The sequence below is a fragment of the Wolbachia endosymbiont (group A) of Ophion costatus genome (genome assembly GCF_963969245.1).
GTDB lineage: Bacteria > Pseudomonadota > Alphaproteobacteria > Rickettsiales > Anaplasmataceae > Wolbachia > Wolbachia pipientis.
Genome location: NZ_OZ017714.1, coordinates 1,286,066 through 1,306,014, shown reverse-complemented (window position 1 = coordinate 1,306,014; position 19,949 = coordinate 1,286,066). Strand labels below are relative to the sequence as shown.

Below are 19,949 nucleotides of genomic sequence, written 5' to 3'. Positions count from 1 at the left end.
TATAAAACAACTGGAAAGATAGTAGAAAGCGAAATTCTATTATATATAGCTAAAGTGGCTTAGGTTTACCTACAATTTGAAAAACAACAAATTCGTCATTCCGCTACTCAGATGTATGGTCCCAGAGTGTGATGGTGTGGATTTAGTATAAATAATTCTGGAGACTGTGTCCACTGATAACATATAAATTCATAAGGAGTAAGACCCTTAAGAGTTTTGAGTCTCTTTGCATAATTATAAGCCATAACAAAGTTATAAAGGTGTTCTTTAAGTTGCTGGTGCGATTGATAGTAATACTTCTTAACTGTAGCATCCTTTAAAGTTTTATTCATACGCTCGACTTGCCCATTCGTCCAAGGATGGCTAACTTTTGTCAAACGATGTTCAATAACATTCTCTTCGCAAACTCTATCAAATATATGTTGGAAAGCATACTTATGACGCTTCTGGTTTGTAAATTGTATACCGTTATCTGTCAAAATAGTATGGATTTTATACGGTAAAATTCTAATCAAATTACGTAAGAACTCAGCAGCTATGGGTTTTGTAGCACTGTTACACAACTCAACATAGGTAAATTTGGATGTCCTATCAATAGCAACAAACAAATGTAATTTGCCCTCCTCAGTTCTAACTTCAGCAATATCAATATGAAAGTAACCGATAGGATATTGTTTGAATTTCTTTTTTGACTTAACTTCTCCATCAACAGTTGGTAATCTGCTAATGTTGTGTCTTTGTAAACAACGATGCAAGCTAGAGCGAGTCAAATGCGGAATTGTAGACTGCAGAGCGTAAAGGCAATCATCTAGTGGCAGTAGTGTATACTTGCGAAATGTAACTATTATAGCTTCCTCTTCTAGCGTTAAAACAGTTGATCTTGGATGCTTTGGACCCATATCAGCATCTTTCGTAAATGAACGTTTTCTCCACTTAATAATAGTTTTTGGATTAAGGTTATAATGCTTGGAGAGTTTTGCTATGCTCTCTTTTCTATTTTGTATTGCTCTACGAATCGTCTGTGTTGTTTTGGCGCACCCATGTAATATCTGTCCCATAATGACTCCTTAAATGATGATGATAGTATACCATCACTCTCTGGGACCATACAGGATACCAAGGAAAAGATTTAAAGGATTACGTAAAGAGAGAATATGGGATAGATATTGAAATTGTCAAAAGGCCTCCATGTAGGTTTTGGGTGCATAAAGATACACCACTAGAACTATTGCCACAACGGGATCCTGGATTTTCAGTACAGCCGAGAAGGTGGGTGGTAGAGAGGACTTTTGCTTGGATCAATAGAAATAGAAGGCTATCAAAGGAGTACGATTTACTTACAACATCTACTGAAAGTTTCATATATCTGGCTATGAGTAAAGTTATGTTAAGTAGGGAATATGCTTGATTTACTGGTTTGTGGACAACCTCTGATATGCTGCCAACACTTATGTTCAAATTAAAAATGTCATTTATGATACTAGCCACTTCACGCTTTGAGTTTTTGTAAAATCCGCTGAGTGCTGCAATTATAGACTTAACCCTTGGACCAAATGTATCTGGCGTAACACCTTCTGGTAACTTGCTACTTTTTCTTTTTCTGCATCTCCAACAACGACCATGTTCCAATTACTACATAAGGCCTAATTTCCGGAAGATCAACTTTTTGGTGAACATAAGGTTTTTCGCATATTACAAGCTCTCCTCCGCATTCGCAAATATTAGGCAACTCTATTTTTACTACTTTATCCGCTTCCATTGTGGCATGAAAATTTCCTTTATGCCCAACCTGATCGCCAACATTCCTTTCGCTTTTTGGCTTGTCCTTTTTTATTTTGTATAGCTCTTTTGAGCTGGGCAGGGATGAGTTTTTTGAATTTAAACCGAGCCTTTCCTTTAATTCAGCGTTCTCTATCTTTAAAGCTTTATTTTCTGCTTTTAAGTTTTCTATCTCTGCTTTCAGTTTTTCTATTTTTTGCTGTAAATTTTTGCAAAGTTCTCAAAGGTTTACCACATTACCTCACTTTTGCTCTATGATTATCTTTATTATCTTGCTTTGTCTACCTTATTCTACCACTCCGCTGAACGGATACAATTTACTAAACAGAAAAAAAGGCAAAAGAAACCCTAGGGTAGCTAGTTATTCACTATCCATTTTTTAAGTTGGCGTTTTTTAATGTTTTAAATAGCGCATTTCAGCTTATATTAGGTAAAAACCTAGAAATTTTATAAAGACATAAGGTGCACATAGTGCAAAAAATTAAGCATGATTTACGCCAAATACATTAAGTTTTTTGTCATTAATCCACTGCAGAGATTGCGAAGGTAAATAAATAGCTTCAGTGTTATAATAAGGGGGCTGGCGAAGCTTGTCAAGGAAGTTTTTATGATTTATCTAACGAACTTTACACTTGCTAAAGTTGTACCATCTTGGTAACTTTAACTGAAAGAAGTTATTTTTTATCCAATATGAAAAAAGCCTTTATATTCACATCCTTAATAGCAATTATATTGATAGTTATTACTTATTTATACAGAAACGACGGAACTAATGACTCACAAGTGGTAAATGTTTATTCATCGCGCAAAGAAGAATTAGTACGTACTTTGTTTGATGAATTCACGAAAAATACAGGTATTAAAGTACGTTACATCATTGATGATTATTCTCAGCTACTTTCACGAATGGAAAACGGTGGTGAAGCTGACTTATTTTTGACTGCTGATGCAATCAACTTAATTCTAGCAAAAAAAAGAGGACTTTTATCTCAAGTAGATTCAGGGGTTTTAAAAAGTGTTATACCTGCAAGATTTAGAGACAGTGAAGATTATTGGTTTGGTCTTACAAAAAGAGCTAGGATATTGGTTTACAATAAAGAGTCAGTAGACCCTAAGGACTTAAGTACTTATGAAGATTTAGCAAATGAAAAATGGAAAGGAAAAATATTAGTGCGTTCTTCTACAAGTCCATATAACAGATCGTTAATTGCTTTTATGATTGCAAATAATGGTTTTGAAAAGACGAAAGAATGGGTAAGCGGAATTGTGAGCAATATGGCAAGAAAACCAAGTGGTGGTGATACTGATCAAATTTACGCCGTAGCAGCGGGTGAGGGAGATGTTGCAATAGTAAACAGCTACTACTTTGCGAGAATTCTTTCATCAGAAAATAAAAAGAATGTTGCAGACAAGCTAGGGGCTTTTTTTCCTAATCGCAACGATCACGGTGTAATGGTAAACATCAGTGGTGCAGCAGTAACAAAAAACGCAAAAAACAGGGAAAATGCTATAGTCTTATTGGAATTTTTAGTAAGCAAGCAGGCTCAAGAGTTATACGCTAAAAAAAACCAAGAATATCCTATTATTGAAGGCGTTGAAACTTCCGATATACTAAAATCTTGGGGAAATTATTCACAAAGTGATTTGCCTCTAAGTGAACTTGAGAAGCATCTTTTTGAGGCTGTTATGATAGCGGATGAGTGTAAGTGGAAGTAATCCCCAGCGCCACTAAACATTGGGATGAAAGATTTATGCTAATATACCTTACTCTTGACTCGCTGAACTTTTTCTTCCTTCTAACTTAATTTTGACTTTACTATCTTTTTCCGTTCTTTCACCAAAACAATTGCTGCACAAGAAGTCTATTGAAAAAAGGTAATAAGAAAGTAGAATAGGTTCAAATAGTTGAAAAGGAAACTATGAACAATAGAAGGAATTTGTTAAACATCTCAGACCTTACAGTCGATGATGTAGAAAATATAACTAAGTTGGCCAACCAGTACCTTAAAAAAGAAGTTGCAAATAGTCATATCTTGGAAAATAAGACAGTAATAAATTTATTCTTTGAAGATTCAACGCGTACACTTGCGTCTTTTGAAATAGCAGCAAAAAGCCTTGGAGCAAATGTTGTAACTTTGCCAATAAGATCTTCTTCTATTAACAAGGGAGAAGATCTAAAAGACATGATCAAAACATTAAATGCAATGAATCCTGATTACATAATAATCAGGCATAAAAGTAGTGGTATCATTAATACACTGGCAAAGTATGTTAACTGCTCGCTAATCAATGCAGGCGATGGAAGTAGTGAACATCCAACTCAAGCTCTTGCAGACTATCTTGTAATCAGCAATCACAAAAAGCAAATAAAGGACCTCAAAGTTGTGATATGTGGAGATATTCTGCACAGTAGAGTTGCAAGATCAAATATAAGATTGCTAAAAATGTTTGGAGCAGAGATAAACTTGGTCGCACCACCAACTTTGATTTGTAAGCATTTTCCTGAAGTAGATTCAGTCCATTATTCATTAATTGAAGGTATAAAGGATGCTGACGTAATTATGCTTTTGAGATTGCAGAAAGAGCGCATGAATAATAGTTCTTCAGAGAAAGAATATTTTTATTTGTATGGACTTGATTCACAAAAGCTATCATACGCAAAACCAGATGCGATTGTTATGCACCCAGGGCCAATAAACAGAGGGATTGAGATTAGCAGCGATGTAGCAGATTGTGTTATTTTACAGCAAGTAGAATTTGGATTGGCAATACGTAAGGCAGTGTTGCACTATTATAGGCCTTGCTAATATTAAAAGATGCTACACAACTAATGCAAAAAGGGGGGGCATGAAATGACAAGGCTTGTAAATGGTTTGAGAATGGCCATTAAGATGTTAAGGCCGAGGATATGGTGTGGAAGTTTTTACGAAAGCCTGAAGTCAATCAACAACCTTGCAGAACGGCAAATTAGACGGCTATCGTAAAAACAGCTTTTTCACCTGGTCGGAACATGGAGAAAGATTTGTGGAAAGAATGTTGTCGATATTTTTGACATCACGTCTCAATGGCCAAAATCCCTTCCAAAAGTTACGACTGCTTAGTTCTTTATTCATTCTCACAATCCGTGAACGGTTACAACCTGGATTCCAGTGGGCTTTGTTGCATCGCTAGCTATGATGGATTAAAGATAAAAAAGATAGGGAATATCAGTAGCTTATTATTCTGGTATTTATAACAAGAACGGTCAATGAATACCTAAATTTGAGTAAAAGAAATTTCACTACCATTTACCAATCCGGCTAAAATTCAAGAATTTCAATGCTTTAGCTATTTTCAATAGAATTAAATTTATTAATATAAATAACAAATTACTATTCTTAAATTTGATCAGATTGATTGCAAAAAAACAAGATTTTCAATAGGTTGCTTATAATCCTAACTATAGTTAGCCTTTCATAAGTAGCGATGCAACAAAGCCATTCCAGTGTCAGCTACTTTCATAACACCATATTACCTTAACAAAAGCAAATGTTCGTACAGATGTGCATCAGCTACTTTCATCTGCCACCTGCAAATTGCAATGTTCGTACAGTTATGTGTCACGCTACTTGGATGACGCCGTTGAAAGAAATGAACCGCCTTTTCAAAATTGTTTTGAATAGAGGAATAACATTCACAAGTAAAATTTCATATTACCATTTTTTAATTTATGTATTATAATAAGCTTAATCTATAAGAAAAACAAAGTTGGAAAAGTTGGAAGAACTAAGCAAAAACTGGGTGATAAGAGCGGGAAGATTTTTATCTTCATTGTTTTTTTTACTGTTGATTGTGCTATCAATACGTAGTTTTTTATTCGAGCCATTTCATATACCTTCTGGTTCAATGAAAAGCACCCTACTTGAAGGGGATTACATTTTTACTAGTAAATATTCATACGGTTACAGTAAACACTCCTTTCCATTTTCTCCAAACATTTTTAGCGGCAGGATTTTTTATACCCCTCCAAAGCGTGGCGACATAGTAGTTTTCAAACCCACAAGAAATGACAGCATCAGGTTTGTTAAGCGAGTAATAGGAACACCAGGTGACAAAGTGCAAATGATAGAGGGAGAATTATACCTAAATGATCAGAAAGTAGAGCGAAGGCAAATTGAAAGTTTTTTTGATTATGAGTCGAATCGTAACATACCAAGGTATATAGAAACGCTTTTAAGTGGCAAGGAGCATGAGATTTTGGTAGATAACATTTCTAATAAGCTATCATATAACACTCCGGTTTATTATGTACCTAACGATCAATTTTTTGTTATGGGAGACAATAGAAATAATTCTTTGGATAGCAGGTTTCCTGAAGTTGGTTTTGTACCAATGGAAAATATCATTGGGCGTGTAAGCATAGTTGGTTTATCATTTAAATTAGGAAAGGTCGATTGGTTACCATTTAATTTCAGGTTACCTGTTGCCTTGAGGTTAAATAGGGTATTGCACAAGGTTGTGTAAGCTTTTTCTGTATCCGTTCAGCGGAGTGGCAGAATAAGGTAGACAAGGTGATCTAAAAAGATAATCATAGAGCAAAAGTGAAATAATATGGTAAACCTTTTAGAACTTTGCAAAAATTTACAGCAAAAAATAGAAAGGTTAGAAGCAAAAATAGAAAGATTGGAAAAAGAGAATGAAAGTTTAAAAGCAGAAAATAAGGCTTTAAAGATAGAAAATGCTGAGTTAAGAGAAAGACTCGGTTTAAGCTCAAAAAATTCATCAATACCAAGTTCCAAAGAGTTGTATAAAATAAAAAAGAATAAGCCGAAAAGCGAAAGGAATATTGGCGGTCAGGTTGGTCATAAAGGAAGTTTTCGCGCCAACATGGATGCAGATAAAGTAGTAAAGATAGAGTTGCCTAATACTTGCGAATGCGGAGGAGAAATTGCAATATGTGAAAAACCATATATTCATCAGAAAGTTGATCTTCCAGAAATCAAGCCTTATGTAGTGGAATATCAGTTAGAACATGGCCGTTGTCGGAGATGCGGAAAGAGAAGAAGTAGCAAGTTACCGGAAGGTGTTACGCCAGATACATTTGGTCCAAGGGTTAAGTCAATAATTGCAGCGTTCAGCGGATTCTACAAAAATTCAAAACGCGAAATAGCGAGTGTCGTAAATGATATCTTCAATTTGAACATAAGCGTCGGTAGCATATCAAATAGTGAACATAGAGTTGCTTCAAAATGCAAAAAAATGTATGAGCAGATCGAACAAGAGATAAGTAGGAGTAAAGTTCTACATATTGATGAAACGAGCCATTATAACAAAGGTAAACTCGCTTGGTGTTGGATGTTTGCAAGCAATACGGCAAGTTTTGTAAAATTTACAGAGTCAAGAGGAATGAAAGTTTTACAAAATAGTAAATTCTGCAATCGCAATAGCTTGGTAATAACTGACAGGTATGCAGCATACAATTATTTTGCCGATAAAAACAGGCAAATCTGTTGGGCACATTTATCAAGAGATTTTGAAAGATTAGCACATAGTTGGAATATTGAAGTTAAAGTTCTGGGTTGTTACTTGAGAAACGTGGCCACTGAATTATTTGCACTAAAAAAAGCTTTACTAAAAAGTGAGATAGATGTTTTGAGGTTTGTCAGACGTGCCAGAAAATTAAGAAAACGTACAAAGTATTACTTGAAGGAGATATCTCGTTTACCTGAAGCAATTGGAGCCTCTCGAGTTGCAAAAAATGTTCTGAGATCTGAAAGAATGATGTGGAAATTTTTAGATGACCCAGAAAATATTCCGCTGACAAATAACCACGCTGAACGGCAAATTCGGCATTATGTCGTTTATCGCAAAAACTCATATTTTACACAATCAAAGCGGGGAAATACATTCCTTGAGCGGATAATTTCATTATACTTAACTTGGAAACAAAGGGGTCTCAATCCTTTCCAAAATCTCCTATCTATTGTTTCTTAAACCACTCTCCTGAACGGATACATACTTTCTGCTATTGATCTTACTGCTTTTACATAGCACTTATGCTCCTCAGCTAGAATGCGTTCTGAGAGGCTTTGAATATCATCAGCTAGTAACACTGGCACAGCAACTTGAGCAATTATGGCTCCAGCATCAACTTCAGGAGTGACATAATGTACAGTACAACCTGTAATTTTTACACCTGCTTTTAGAGCTTGCTCTTGAGCGTTTAGGCCTTTAAAAGACGGAAGTAAAGAGGGATGAATATTTATCACCTTGTTATGCCATTTACTCAGAAAATCAGCTTTGAGAATTCTCATAAACCCTGCAAGGCAAATTAAATCAACCTTATGTTGAACAAGTATTTCGTGAATTTTACCAGCATCAAGCGGTTTATCTTTAACAATAAACGCTGAGATTCCTGCTTGCTCTGCTATTTTCAGACCAGCAGCTTCGCTATTATTTGTGATAACACATGCAACTTCTGCGGAAAAATTCTGATCTTGACATGCTTCTATTAAGGCCTGCATATTCGACCCCCCACCTGAAATTAGTATTCCGAGTTTTATCTTTTTCATTATAGCACAGTTAGTTTAGAATTTAGTTAATACTAATACCAATTCTCATTGTTGTCCAGTCAAATAGGAAACATTGCAGAGTTGTTTAATTGTGGAGCTGGCAAGAGAAGTAATAAATTTGCACAAAGCACCCTCAAGTAGAGCAATTGTATCGTATATTTTATTGCGCAAAATGTTCTGTTTTATATATAACCAAAGCCTCTCAACAGGATTTAGCTCAGGTGAGTATGGAGGTAGGTATATAATGTCGATATTTTTAGGTACCTTTAAATTTTTTGACCTATGCCAACTAGCACAGTCCATAACGAGAAAAGCCTCTCGTGTTTCTAGATATTGCGAAATTTGCTCAAGAAATATGTTCATGCAATCAGTGTTGACATTTGGTGCAAATAAGCTAGAACTCTCTCCATTTCTAGGATTAACTGCACTATAGAGATAGAAATTTTGCCTACCTAATTTTGTTTTAACCTGTGTTCTAATCCCCTTTTTAAACCACACATGTCCAACTTTTGAATGTGTGCCAAACCGTGATTCATCAAAGAAAAATAGCTCTTTTTCTGGATACTTGCTAATAGCTCCATTGAGATTTTTTTTTGAATTCCTCTTGTTTGCTTTTATCTTGTCCATTATGAACTGGTCTTGGTGTAATATATGAGAATTTCATCTTTTGCATATGGCGGTGTACTGTAGATTTGCTGATATTTAATCCGAACTTTTCCTGGATTCTTATTCTCATTTCTTTAATGGTGATATTAGGATTTTCTTCTATCCACTCTTCAATTTGCTGTAGTTGAGCCTGATTTAATTTAGTTTTTCTACGACGTTGTGAAGGAGCAAACAGTTTTTCTTCTCTGCCAATTTTCAAGAGTTTTACCCACGAAGTTAGTGCGCTTCTTGAAATGCAATATATTTTTGCTACAGCCGTTATACTGTACTTTTTTGCTGCAATTACAGCATTTAGTTTTTTTGAAACATATGCATTATTCCTTACTTTCTTCAGCATTTCTTTTGCTGATTCTACTACTTTTTCATCCAATAATTTTGATCTTAATGCCATTTAAACCTCGCTATTTTACTTACTTCAGTATGGCTTTTCTTCCATCATTGTCCATCTGTTTGCCCTGTAATGGGAATTGGTATTAGAGGTTGTCCGGAAACAAGTAAAAGGCTATAATATCTGAAATTTTAGTACGGGGTAAAGATGAGAAAAAAGTATCCAACAGATCTAAGCGAAAGGGAATGGGCAAGAATAGAAAAACACTTCAGAGTATCATACAAGAAAGGAGGAAGGCCGCCAAAGTATAGCAAAAGAGAAATATTAGAAGCAATTTTCTATGTATTGCGTACAGGGTGTCAATGGCGGTATTTACCAAATGATTTTCCGCTATGGAAGACTGTGTATGAGCAGTTCAGGCAATGGAAGAAGCAGGGAATTTTTGAGAAAATGAATTATGAAATTACAAAATATAGTAGAAGAAAAATAGGAAGGAATGAGCAGCCGAGTGCCTGTATAGTAGATAGTCAATCTGTAAAGACTACAGAAAAGGGGGGATCAAAGGCTATGATGGAAGTAAAAAAGTAAAGGGTAGAAAAAGGCATATAATTACAGACACTCAGGGTTTTATACTAGGTTGTTACGTAGGCGCTGCTAACGAAAATGATAGAGATGGTATTAAAATAGCATTAAACAATATGAGAACAAAATATACTAAAGTTAAAAAAATGTGGGCTGACATGGGATACCAAGGAAGAAATTTAAAGAATCACATAAAGGAAGAATATGACATAGATATTGAAATTGTTACAAGGCCTCCATGTAGATTTTGGGTGCACAAAGATACGCCACCTGAGCTACTACCAACAAGAGAACAAGGGTTTAAAGTACAGCCAAGAAGATGGGTTGTAGAAAGGACTTTTGCTTGGGTTAATAGGAATAGAAGGCTATCGAAGGAGTATGATTTACTCACAACATCCACTGAGAATTTCATATACCTAGCTATGAGTAGGGTTATGTTAAAGAGGGAATATGCTTGAATTTACTAGTTTCCGGACAACCTCTAAGTAGCCATAAAGCGTCATTCCGGTGACCATAGGGTGTCATTCCAGTGCTTGACACTGGAATCCAGGAAATTTTGCTTGTAAGTAAGCAAACTGATTTGGTGAGCATAAAAAGTGGCTGATCTTATGCTGAATAAACGCTTTTGATGAAGTTGCATGGAAAGCTGGATCCCAGTGTCTGGGCACTGGGATGACATCCTTCTTGGTGGAGTGTCCTCAAATCACAATGTTCGTACAGTTGTGTGTCACGCACTGGGATGACAGGAGAGAGGACACCATATGTTTATTTGATCGACAAATAAACACTAACAGACAAGAATACACCACAGTTAACTGTGGTGTGTACTGGCTGGTTAGAAAGAAAACTTCACACCAGTAAGAAGGAGAATTCCTTGGTTAGAAGGTACATCAGCATCAGACTCATCTTTCAGCTTACCTGTTTCGTTAGTCATAAAATAATGGAGAGCTGCGTAAGGAACAAATTTGCTCTTACTGCATGCAGGAGACAGATCATATTGAACGCCAAGTGCACCATCATGAAGCATATCTTTGTCATTCATTCTGCTGCCAAAATACGTCAAACTTGTGTAGATATTCTCATGTTGATACCCAGCTCCTACAGTCCAATACATGGTATCTATACTATCTTTAACAAATTGAGCTTTCAGCCCTTCCACTCTTTTGCCATCAGTAGCATCTTTACTATCAATTTCCGTATAGGTATCACCAATTAATTTTTTAATACCCTTCGGTTGACCAGATTTGCCCAAGTATGCAAAAGAGGCAGCAAATTTTACGCCTTGATCTTCATTAATCTTATAATCAGCGCTTACACCCAAATTAACACCCATAAGGTCATTGTACTCTACATATTCATTATAAACATGCTTATCTTTATTTAGTTTTTTTGCTTGACCATACTCACCAACTGCAGAAGTTTTAACTTTTACATTATATTTATCAAAGTCATATTCATATGATGCACCAGCACTTACTATGTGCTCATAGTCTGGACCGACATGCCTTATCTTATCTTTTACCTTACCGTTTTTCTCTTCTTTTTCTTTCACAATAAACAAGCTACTATCATAACGAGGTGCATAACTGATGCCAAACCTTGCGCCCATATAATTTGGTGAGTAGTAAGCAACTCTAAATGGCAGTGTAGTCATAACGCCTTTGTTATATTTCCCTGCCATACGGAAAGAGAATTTTTCACTTTCACTCGAAAAACTTTCAGTGTAAAGACGTGGTGTTACATAAAATGGAAAGCTAGCAGCGCTTCCTTCTAAGTTCACTTTTCTGAACCAGTCACTATCTGCAGCTCCGTCAACAGTCGCAATTCTTGTTGCATCAAGCCTCATCAGAGCCTCAGGACCAAATTGGTAACCAAGCTTCACGTCACCATATTTTGAGTTAACAAACACATGCGCACTTCTGCCTTTTGCAGCATAAACACCCTGTGAAGCTCCCTTACCTTCGGTCACTGGGACATGAAACTGCACGTCAGCACCATAAAGAATACCTAAATCTTCATTCTTATTTTCTGCTCTGAGGTGCAATATTGCATCAGCAATCATACCCATATCGTTGCTGTAATCACCAATATTTCCTATTCCTTCATAGAATATTGGATTTGCTCCTTTTGTTATATCTGGAGTGGCATTATAATACTCTGTAGATCTGTTTGGCATAACGTTATAACGTTTATAATCTGCGCCACTTGGTCCAGCTTTGCCATAACCTTGAGCATCAACAACACCACCAAAAGTTATTCTTAAATTACTTTGCCCTTGATTGGTATCGATAATATCAACTCCACCAACTGAAACAACAGGACTTGCCTTACCTTTTTCCTCTGTATTTTTGTTAATAACTTTTATATCCTTCTTTACATCTTTAGCTTCAACTTTAGCATTCTTAGTTTTAGAACGCTTAGTTTTTGAAACTTTACCTTTTTCTATATTAGAATTCTTAGCGTTTAGAGCTTTCGCTTTTGAATCCTCTATAAGCTTTGCTTTTTTCTCATTTGCTAGCCTGATCTCCTCTTTTTTCTTCTGCTCGGCTGCTAATCTCATCTCTTCCTTTTTCTTAAGCTCTTCAGCTTTTTTTCTTGGATCAGCATTACATATTCTGTCCATCTTTTCTTTCAGTTTTTTATTTGATGTTTTCATAACTTCTGTTTTTCCAGAAGTTTTTGTGCTCTCTTGCTTTTTTATTTCCTTCATACTCTCATCAGGAAAGTCAGCTGCAAAACTGCTGAAAGAACATAAAGTTAATAAAGAAACTAGAGCAGTTCTAGTATACATAGACTTTTTCATGAAGTGCCCCCAAAAAATTTCGAAATCATATCTTAAATGTAAATGGTATAAAAATGTTGAAAATTCAACTTAAAGCAACCTTATAACGAAAATAAAAGTAAAATGCAATACCTTAAAAGCAACTTTCTTAATATGCTCAACGTGTATATTAACCAAAATTTAGTACAGAGGTTCGCTTGCTAGTGCATTATAACTCGACTATTTATTCTATGGAAGTAAAATTTTTCCACCACAAGTTATTTGCCATTCTTCTTTAAATTTCTTTAGGTATTCTTTTTTTTCGCACTCTAAAAGCAGCTCTTCCACACTTTTGTTGTAGCTTTCAGTAGTAATCCGTCCCTGATGATGCATGAACCTTAAGTAAATCAAATAAGTGTTAATTACATCTGTTTCACAATAATCTCGAATCTCTTGTATCTTGCCGCTATCGTATAAGTCCATAACTTGTGACCCATCAACTCCAATCTTACCAGGAAGATTAAATGCTGCACAAACTTCGTTCATTTTTACTCTCGCAGAAGCTCCAAAATCAGAGAGGGATTCAAGCAAATCACAATGCCAATCACTGCTATATCTCTGATTGTAACTATTCCACTTATCGCCAGCTTTATGAAAATATTCTGCTTGAATGCCATGGACCATAGCACGATACTTCAGCACTGGTATATCAAAAGTGCGTCCGTTGAACGAAACTAATCTTGGCTTTTTCTCTGATATGTAGTTAAAAAATCCTTTCACTAGCTCCTTTTCACTAGAATTTAGTGTGCCTCCAGATCTTATTTCTTGCAGTGTGAACACCTCATAACCACTCTGGTAGCTTATATTGCAAAGTAAAAAACTAATAACTACAACAAGGTGAAAAGGCTGACGCAGAAAAGAGTTTTGCCCGTTTGTTATTTCAAGATGATATTTTGTTAATGCATCCCTCTTCTCTTCTACACTACTATCATCACTAATATTGAGTAAATTTTTGCAGGAATTTACATCTGGTATAGTTTCAATATCAAATACCAATAAAGAATTAAGCATTGCCTATATACTCCTCCGGACGGTCGATCCAAGGTCGCACTTTCACAAATAAAAAGAGGTGTACCTTGCACTCAAATAATTTTTCTAGTTCAGCACGCGCTTCGATATTAATTTTTTTAATATTACTGCCATCTTTTCCTAGTACTATTTTTTTATGATTATCTTTCAACACAAATATGATCTGTTTGATGACTAAACTCTTATCTTTTTTTTCCTCAAATTGTTCAGTTATAACAGCTGTAGAGTATGGCAATTCTTCACGCAAGTTCAAGAATAATTTTTCTCTCGTAATTTCTGCTGATAAAAAATTTGTCGAGGAATCGGTTATTTGATCTTCTTCATAAAACCAGGGGCTCACCGATGCAACTTCAGACAAGTAATTCATCAAATCAGAAAGTCCATCATTCTTTAATGCTGATATCATAAAAACCTTTTCAAATTTATAAAGCAAATTCAGATGCTCATGCGCCATCTTTAATTCAGGCCTTTTTACCAAATCAGTTTTATTGATAACCAAAATGCATCTGCCTTTTGTGCGCTGCAGCCGCATAAATATAGTCTTAATTCTTTCTATATTTTTCAAATAATTGCTTACATCAACAAGCAACAAAGTGATGTCACTATCCTTAACTGCCGACCATGCAGATTTGACTAAAGCTTTTTCAAGTTTTGTTTCTGCTGAGAAAATTCCTGGGGAGTCAGTAAAGACAACTTGTGTGTTGTTGCATGTTGCAACACCCCTTATTTGCGTCCTTGTTGTTTGCACTTTAGGGGTGACAATTGCAATTTTCTTGCCTATGATGCTGTTAATTAATGTAGACTTCCCAGCATTTGGTAAGCCAGCTATGGTTACAAATAAGCATTTTTGTTCTTTCACAAAGAAAATTATAAAGAAAACTGAATGCCCGCGTCAAGCTACTTATATGACAAGAAGGATGACAGAACCCTTTTTGGTTAGCATGCAAAAAGGAAAAAAACTTATTCTACAAATTAAAAATACAATATACTCAAAAACTTTTCAGAAAATCCATAGGAGGGTTTGCTAATGAAGGTTCTTGAGTTGACGCCATTGCCAGAACGACTGCTTGATTTAAGGGTAACGTTTTAACCATAAGGTCACTAACTCCTTAATATGTGTGTTCATAATTTGATTTTCCACGAAAGACATAATAGCAATAACCAGTGTAAGTTAAAATGATTGGTAAAAGCGGTATTATAACAATGAGCATTAAAGATAAACTTGGCCCAGAAGCAGCTGCATCCAGAATGGTATATTGAAAAGGTATAATCCATGGGTAGATACTAATTCCTAAACCTAAATATCCCATAAAAAAAATAGCAATACTGAGAAAGAATGGACGGTACTCCCGTTTAGTATTCTGAAGATCAAACCACAGCATGAAAAATAGCCAAGATGTGAGTAATGGAATAGAAAATAAATAATAAAAATTTGGCATACTAAACCAAAAGTTTTTAATACGTTCATTTAAAAATGGTGTCACTACACTCACTAGTCCCATGAAAATACCTACAAAACCAAGCGTATAAGAAGCAACCTTGCGTGCCCATTCTTGTGTTATATTTTCTGTCTTCATTATGAGCCATGTAGAACCTAAAAGTGCATATCCAAATATCACAGCAATGCCTGTCATTACACTAAAAGCACTTGCCCAATCAAATTGGCCACCAGAAAAGTTGCGTCCGTTTACTTCTACACCATGTATAAATGCACCTAAAATCATGCCTTGGCAAAATGCAGCACCAAGTGACCCAAAATGAAAGGCATAATCCCATAATCGCCTGTATTTTCCTTCTGCCTTAAAACGAAACTCAAAGGATACTCCGCGCACTATAAGGCCAAGCAGCATAATAATGATTGGAATATAAAAAGCAGGCATTAATATTGAATATGCAAGAGGAAAAGCAGCAAACAACCCTCCACCAACCAATACCAACCATGTTTCGTTTCCATCCCAAAATGGTGCAATTGAGCTTATCATGTGATCACGGCATTTATCTGACGGTGCAAAAGGAAGTAAAATACCAATACCTAAATCAAACCCATCCATTAAAATATACAGTAAAACAGCTATGGCAATTAGTAATCCCCAGATTAGGGGTAAATTAATTAAGGAAGAAAAATCAAACATGATTGTTGTCCTTTCCAGATGTACCAGCATCAATCACTGAAGCTCCAATACCGTGTTTATAAAATTGCTCTTCTTCTTTAATGACAGGAATTCCTTTGTATATAAGTTTCAGAATATAGTAACTACCTGCTCCAAATATAAGGGTATACATAACGATAAATGCAATCAAAGACCATGCAACCTGAGGACCGGTAATCGCAGATGAAAATGATTCAATTGTGCGCATAATTCCATATACAGTGTAAGGTTGACGGCCAATTTCAGTAGTAAACCAACCTGCAAGTAACGCTATGAACCCAGACGGCATCATTGATATCCACCATCCATGTAAGAAACAACTTTGGAATAATTTGCCACGAAGATACTGTATAACACTTACTGACCCAATTATGATCATTAAAATTCCAACTCCAACCATTATACGGAAGGACCAGAATACCCATACTACAGGTGGTCTATCTTCTTTTTTCCATTCCTTTAATCCTTTTACTTGTCCTAAAAAATCATGTGTTAAGATCAAGCTGGCAAGATTAGGAATTTTTATCTCGTAGTGATTAATTTCATTTTGCTGATCCGGATAAGCAAATAAAAGTAAGCCAGCCCCTTTTTCGGTTTCCCATATACCTTCCATTGCAGCAATCTTAGCAGGTTGATGCTTTAGTGTATTTAATCCATGCCTATCTCCCATGAACAGCTGAAATGGTGCAGCTAAAGCTACCATAATGGTTGCCATACCAAGCATAATTCTTGCTTGAGGAGCATGTCGTTTTCTCCAAAGATAAAATGCTCCTACACCACCAACCACAAAAGCTGTTGTAAGATAGGCTGCTGTTACCATATGAATAAAGCGATAAGGGAAAGAAGGATTAAAAATAATCTCTAACCAATTGGTTGGATATAGGAGACCATTCTCACCAATCGTGAATCCAGCGGGTGTTTGCATCCAACTGTTGGCCGCAATAATCCAAAAAGCTGAAATAAGCGTTCCCACTGCAACAATACAAGTAGAAGCAAAGTGCATACGAGAACTTACTCTATTCCATCCAAATAGCATAATACTCAAAAAAGATGCCTCCAGAAAAAAGGCTGTTAAAACCTCAAAGGAAAATAGAGGGCCGAGAACATTGGCTATGCGGTCAGAAAAAATCGACCAATTGGTACCAAGTTGATATGACATTACAACTCCAGATACCACTCCCATGCCAAAAGCAACGGCAAAAATCTTGATCCAGAATTTATAAACATCACGGAAACGTGTATCACCAGTCTTAAGCCAACACCATTCCAAAAAGGCTAGAAAACTTGCAAGCCCGATCGTGAAAGCAGGAAATATAATGTGAAAGCCTATTGTGAAGGCAAACTGAATTCGAGCTAATAATAAAGGATCAAATTTAAACATTTTACCTAATACCCATGTATTACAAATAATAGCCAAATCTGCCTATAATTCAATCCATTTTTTCACAAAATTGACCTTATCCAGAAAAAGTAGAGAGAAAGTTAAGACGTTTTTGTCATGAGAATAAATTGTGCAGGAATACAACTGTTCTCCCTTGTCATACCGTCACGGTATCTCTAGATCCCGCTAACACGTAGCGGAATGACGATTGTCAGGCCAGCGCCCCTATGATGTCATCCCAGTGTCAGCTACTCGGATGACATCATCCTTTTTTTGGGATTCCAGCGTCACGCGCTGGAATGACACCTTCCGTATAAACATTAAGAAATTTACTAAGCGGAGAAAAAGGCAAAAGAAACCCTAGGGTAGCTAGTTATTCACTATCCATTTTTTAAGTTGGCGTTTTTTTATGTTTTAAACGCTTTATAAGCGCGTTTCAGCTTATGTAGGTAGAAATTTTATAAGACATAAGGTGCACATAGTGCAAAAAATTAAACATGAGACGCCAGATACGTGAGTTTTTTTGTCATTTAATCTGTACAGAGAAGATAAATAAATAGCTTCAGTTTCATGATAAGGGGGTTGGCGAAGGGTGTAAAGTAACTTTTGCATTTAATCCATTTCTATGGCTTATATGATAATCGTTATTGTAGTATAATTTAGAATAATGCAATAGATACCTAAATGTTTTAGCTATTAATTATATGTTGCACAAAAGCATATATTGCCCTACCATCCAAGTAGGTTAGAAATAAAGAGGTTTTTATGAGTTTTACTTTACCTGAATTACCATACGATAAAACAGCTTTGGAGCCTTATATATCTGCAAAAACCTTAGATTTTCATTATGATAAGCACCATAAAGGATATTTAAATAAACTCAACGAGCTAGTTGAAAATACGGATTATCAACATGTAAAAATTGAGGAATTAATAACAAAAGTGCATGGTAATAGCGGCAACTTGCCTATATTTAATAATGCAGCACAAGTTTGGAATCACACTTTTTATTGGAATTCAATGAAAAAAAATGGTGGTGGTAAGCCTAAAGATGGTAGTCTTCTAGCAAAAAAAATTCAAGACGATATCGGTGGCTTTGATAAATTTTATGAAGAATTTTCGAGTCATGGAGTAAGCCAGTTTGGCAGTGGATGGGTATGGTTAGTGCTCGAAAAAGGTAGGTTAGGAAAGCTCAAAATCACCAAGACTCCAAATGCAGATTTGCCAATAATTTATGGCCAAGTGCCACTACTCACTATGGATGTGTGGGAGCACGCCTATTATTTAGATTGTCAAAACCGTAGAATTGACTACATAAAAGTTTTCCTTGACCATTTAATTAATTGGGATTTTGCAGAAGAGAATTTAAAAAAGAACACATAAGATGAATGTACCCCAGGTAACAAAATTAGATAATGGTCTGCGCATAATAACTGAGCAGGTGCGTGATGTTGATTCCGTAGCTTTAAGCATACGAGTTGGTGTTGGCAGTAGAGCGGAAAGTGCAAATCAAAATGGAATATCCCATTTTCTAGAACACATGGCTTTCAAAGGGACGAAGACAAGAACTGCATTTGAAATTGCAAAAGCTTTTGATGACATAGGTGGGGTTTTCAACGCCAGCACTGGTAGGGAAAGCACCACCTATTATGCAAAAGTCCTCAAGAAAGACATAAAAACTGGTATTGATATATTAATAGATATATTGATGAATTCCACGTTTCCAGAAGATGAATTGGAACGTGAGAAGGGTGTTGTAATACAAGAGATTTTTCAAACTAATGATTCACCAAGTGACATTATTTTCGACAAATATTTTGAGGCAGCTTATAAAGACCAACCATTTGGTAGGTCAATCTTAGGCACGCAAAATACTGTAAAATCTTTTACTCGAGGAGATATAGATAATTACATAAATGAGCATTACTTTGGTGAGAATATGCTATTTGCCGTTGCAGGAAATGTTGAACATGAAGAAGTTGTTGCATTAACCAAAGATTTTCTCTCAAAGATTCATTCTAAAAAGCTGAAAAAAAGCCAAAATGCGAGCTGTACTGGTGGTGAGTATTTAGAACATCGTAAATTAGATCAGGTACACTTGCTAATTGGTCTACCTAGTGTTTCTCGCCATGACGATAAATATCACACGTTTCAAGTGCTTGATTCTATATTAGGGAGCGGAATGTCATCACGTTTATTCCAGGAAGTAAGGGAAAAGCAGGGATTAGCTTACTCTGTTTATTCATTTAATTCCAGCTATACTAATACAGGAATGTTTTCCATTTTTGCTGGTACAGACAGTAGTAACTTAGATAAGCTTTTAAAATCTATAACGACAGAGTTGAAGAAGTTGTCTACAGATGATCTGAAGGAAGAAGAAGTAAATAGAGTGAAAGAGCGAGTAAAATCCCAAATTTTAATGTCACGCGAAAGTGTTAGCTCACGTGCTGAAACATTGGGACACTACTACGGTAACTATAATAGGTACATCAGTAAAAATGAATTAATAGAAAAAATTAGTGCAGTTACCACTGCTAACGTAAAAAAAGCAGCAGAAGAATTGTTATCTCAGCATGAAAAAACCACTCTAGCTGCAATTGGAGAAATTGAATCATTGCCAAGTTACGATAAAGTGGTTTCTATGCTTAAAGCTTAGTGTACT

16 protein-coding genes and 2 pseudogenes are annotated in these 19,949 nt (G+C 35.8%); 9 read left to right on the top strand and 9 right to left on the bottom strand.

What is annotated here, in order from left to right:
* Positions 1-107 precede the first annotated feature (107 nt).
* The gene (locus tag AACH21_RS06550) at positions 108-1,058 is read right to left on the bottom strand and encodes an IS481 family transposase (protein WP_338482200.1); all 951 of its coding nucleotides are present in this window, start codon (positions 1,056-1,058) and stop codon (positions 108-110) included.
* Positions 1,059-1,096: 38 nt separating this feature from the next.
* On the opposite strand from AACH21_RS06550, the pseudogene AACH21_RS06545 reads away from it, so the two are divergent.
* A pseudogene (locus AACH21_RS06545) lies at positions 1,097-1,408 on the top strand (transposase); the annotation flags it as partial.
* A gap of 16 nt (positions 1,409-1,424) precedes the next feature.
* Here AACH21_RS06545 and AACH21_RS06540 read toward each other — a convergent pair.
* Positions 1,425-1,972: pseudogene (locus AACH21_RS06540) on the bottom strand (DUF6444 domain-containing protein); the annotation flags it as partial.
* 497 nt (positions 1,973-2,469) lie between these two features.
* On the opposite strand from AACH21_RS06540, the gene AACH21_RS06535 reads away from it, so the two are divergent.
* The 5 genes from AACH21_RS06535 to AACH21_RS06515 all read left to right on the top strand — a co-directional run bounded on the left by AACH21_RS06535 (position 2,470) and on the right by AACH21_RS06515 (position 7,752).
* Entirely contained in the window at positions 2,470-3,495 is a 1,026-nt protein-coding gene (locus AACH21_RS06535) for a Fe(3+) ABC transporter substrate-binding protein (RefSeq protein WP_006279947.1), read from the top strand.
* A gap of 203 nt (positions 3,496-3,698) precedes the next feature.
* Entirely contained in the window at positions 3,699-4,586 is an 888-nt protein-coding gene (locus AACH21_RS06530; RefSeq protein WP_338482493.1) for an aspartate carbamoyltransferase catalytic subunit, read from the top strand.
* Positions 4,587-4,631: 45 nt separating this feature from the next.
* Positions 4,632-4,763: a hypothetical protein gene (locus AACH21_RS06525; RefSeq protein WP_255317428.1), complete on the top strand. Its 132-nt coding sequence runs from the start codon at positions 4,632-4,634 to the stop codon at positions 4,761-4,763.
* Positions 4,764-5,535: 772 nt separating this feature from the next.
* On the top strand, positions 5,536-6,282 hold the full coding sequence (gene lepB / locus AACH21_RS06520; RefSeq protein ID WP_338482834.1) for a signal peptidase I: 747 nt from the start codon (positions 5,536-5,538) through the stop codon (positions 6,280-6,282).
* Positions 6,283-6,369: 87 nt separating this feature from the next.
* Positions 6,370-7,752 (top strand): IS66-like element ISWen3 family transposase, encoded by a 1,383-nt coding sequence (locus AACH21_RS06515; RefSeq protein ID WP_007548562.1) that lies wholly within the window; start codon positions 6,370-6,372, stop codon positions 7,750-7,752.
* On the opposite strand, the gene purN is transcribed toward AACH21_RS06515, so the two are convergent.
* On the bottom strand, positions 7,749-8,330 hold the full coding sequence (gene purN / locus AACH21_RS06510) for a phosphoribosylglycinamide formyltransferase (protein WP_338482492.1): 582 nt from the start codon (positions 8,328-8,330) through the stop codon (positions 7,749-7,751). The genes AACH21_RS06515 and purN overlap by 4 nt on opposite strands.
* A gap of 45 nt (positions 8,331-8,375) precedes the next feature.
* Positions 8,376-9,387, bottom strand: a protein-coding gene (locus tag AACH21_RS06505) for an IS630 family transposase (protein ID WP_338482214.1) whose coding sequence is annotated in 2 segments (ribosomal slippage) — positions 8,376-8,924 and positions 8,926-9,387 — 1,011 coding nt in all. Because the reading frame shifts where the segments join, the coding sequence is not laid out codon by codon here.
* A 144-nt stretch (positions 9,388-9,531) separates the two neighbouring features.
* On the opposite strand from AACH21_RS06505, the gene AACH21_RS06500 reads away from it, so the two are divergent.
* Positions 9,532-10,364 (top strand): IS5-like element ISWpi1 family transposase gene (locus AACH21_RS06500; RefSeq protein WP_236514306.1). Its coding sequence is split into 2 segments (ribosomal slippage): positions 9,532-9,901 and positions 9,901-10,364, totalling 834 coding nucleotides; the frame shifts between segments, so codons are not numbered across the junction.
* A 377-nt stretch (positions 10,365-10,741) separates the two neighbouring features.
* Here AACH21_RS06500 and AACH21_RS06495 read toward each other — a convergent pair.
* The 5 genes from AACH21_RS06495 to AACH21_RS06475 all read right to left on the bottom strand — a co-directional run bounded on the left by AACH21_RS06495 (position 10,742) and on the right by AACH21_RS06475 (position 17,287).
* Positions 10,742-12,709 carry a porin gene (locus AACH21_RS06495; protein WP_338482491.1) on the bottom strand — a complete coding sequence of 656 codons (1,968 nt, stop codon included), beginning with the start codon at positions 12,707-12,709 and terminating at the stop codon, positions 10,742-10,744.
* Between the two features lie 207 nt (positions 12,710-12,916).
* Positions 12,917-13,738, bottom strand: a complete 822-nt coding sequence (locus tag AACH21_RS06490) for a 3'-5' exonuclease (protein ID WP_006279435.1) — start codon at positions 13,736-13,738, stop codon at positions 12,917-12,919.
* Positions 13,731-14,615 carry a GTPase Era gene (era, locus tag AACH21_RS06485; RefSeq protein ID WP_077188232.1) on the bottom strand — a complete coding sequence of 295 codons (885 nt, stop codon included), beginning with the start codon at positions 14,613-14,615 and terminating at the stop codon, positions 13,731-13,733. Before era ends, AACH21_RS06490 begins: the two co-directional genes overlap by 8 nt.
* Before the next feature lie 250 nt (positions 14,616-14,865).
* Positions 14,866-15,888, bottom strand: coding sequence for a cytochrome d ubiquinol oxidase subunit II (gene cydB / locus AACH21_RS06480; RefSeq protein WP_015589177.1), 1,023 nt, complete (start codon positions 15,886-15,888; stop codon positions 14,866-14,868).
* The gene (locus tag AACH21_RS06475; protein ID WP_338482490.1) at positions 15,881-17,287 is read right to left on the bottom strand and encodes a cytochrome ubiquinol oxidase subunit I; all 1,407 of its coding nucleotides are present in this window, start codon (positions 17,285-17,287) and stop codon (positions 15,881-15,883) included. Before AACH21_RS06475 ends, cydB begins: the two co-directional genes overlap by 8 nt.
* A gap of 765 nt (positions 17,288-18,052) precedes the next feature.
* On the opposite strand from AACH21_RS06475, the gene AACH21_RS06470 reads away from it, so the two are divergent.
* Together AACH21_RS06470 and AACH21_RS06465 are read left to right on the top strand one after the other, a co-directional pair.
* On the top strand, positions 18,053-18,670 hold the full coding sequence (locus AACH21_RS06470) for a superoxide dismutase (protein WP_151807956.1): 618 nt from the start codon (positions 18,053-18,055) through the stop codon (positions 18,668-18,670).
* Position 18,671: 1 nt separating this feature from the next.
* Complete coding sequence (locus AACH21_RS06465; RefSeq protein ID WP_338482488.1) at positions 18,672-19,943, top strand: pitrilysin family protein; 1,272 nt, start codon at positions 18,672-18,674, stop codon at positions 19,941-19,943.
* The last annotated feature ends 6 nt before the right edge of the window (positions 19,944-19,949 follow it).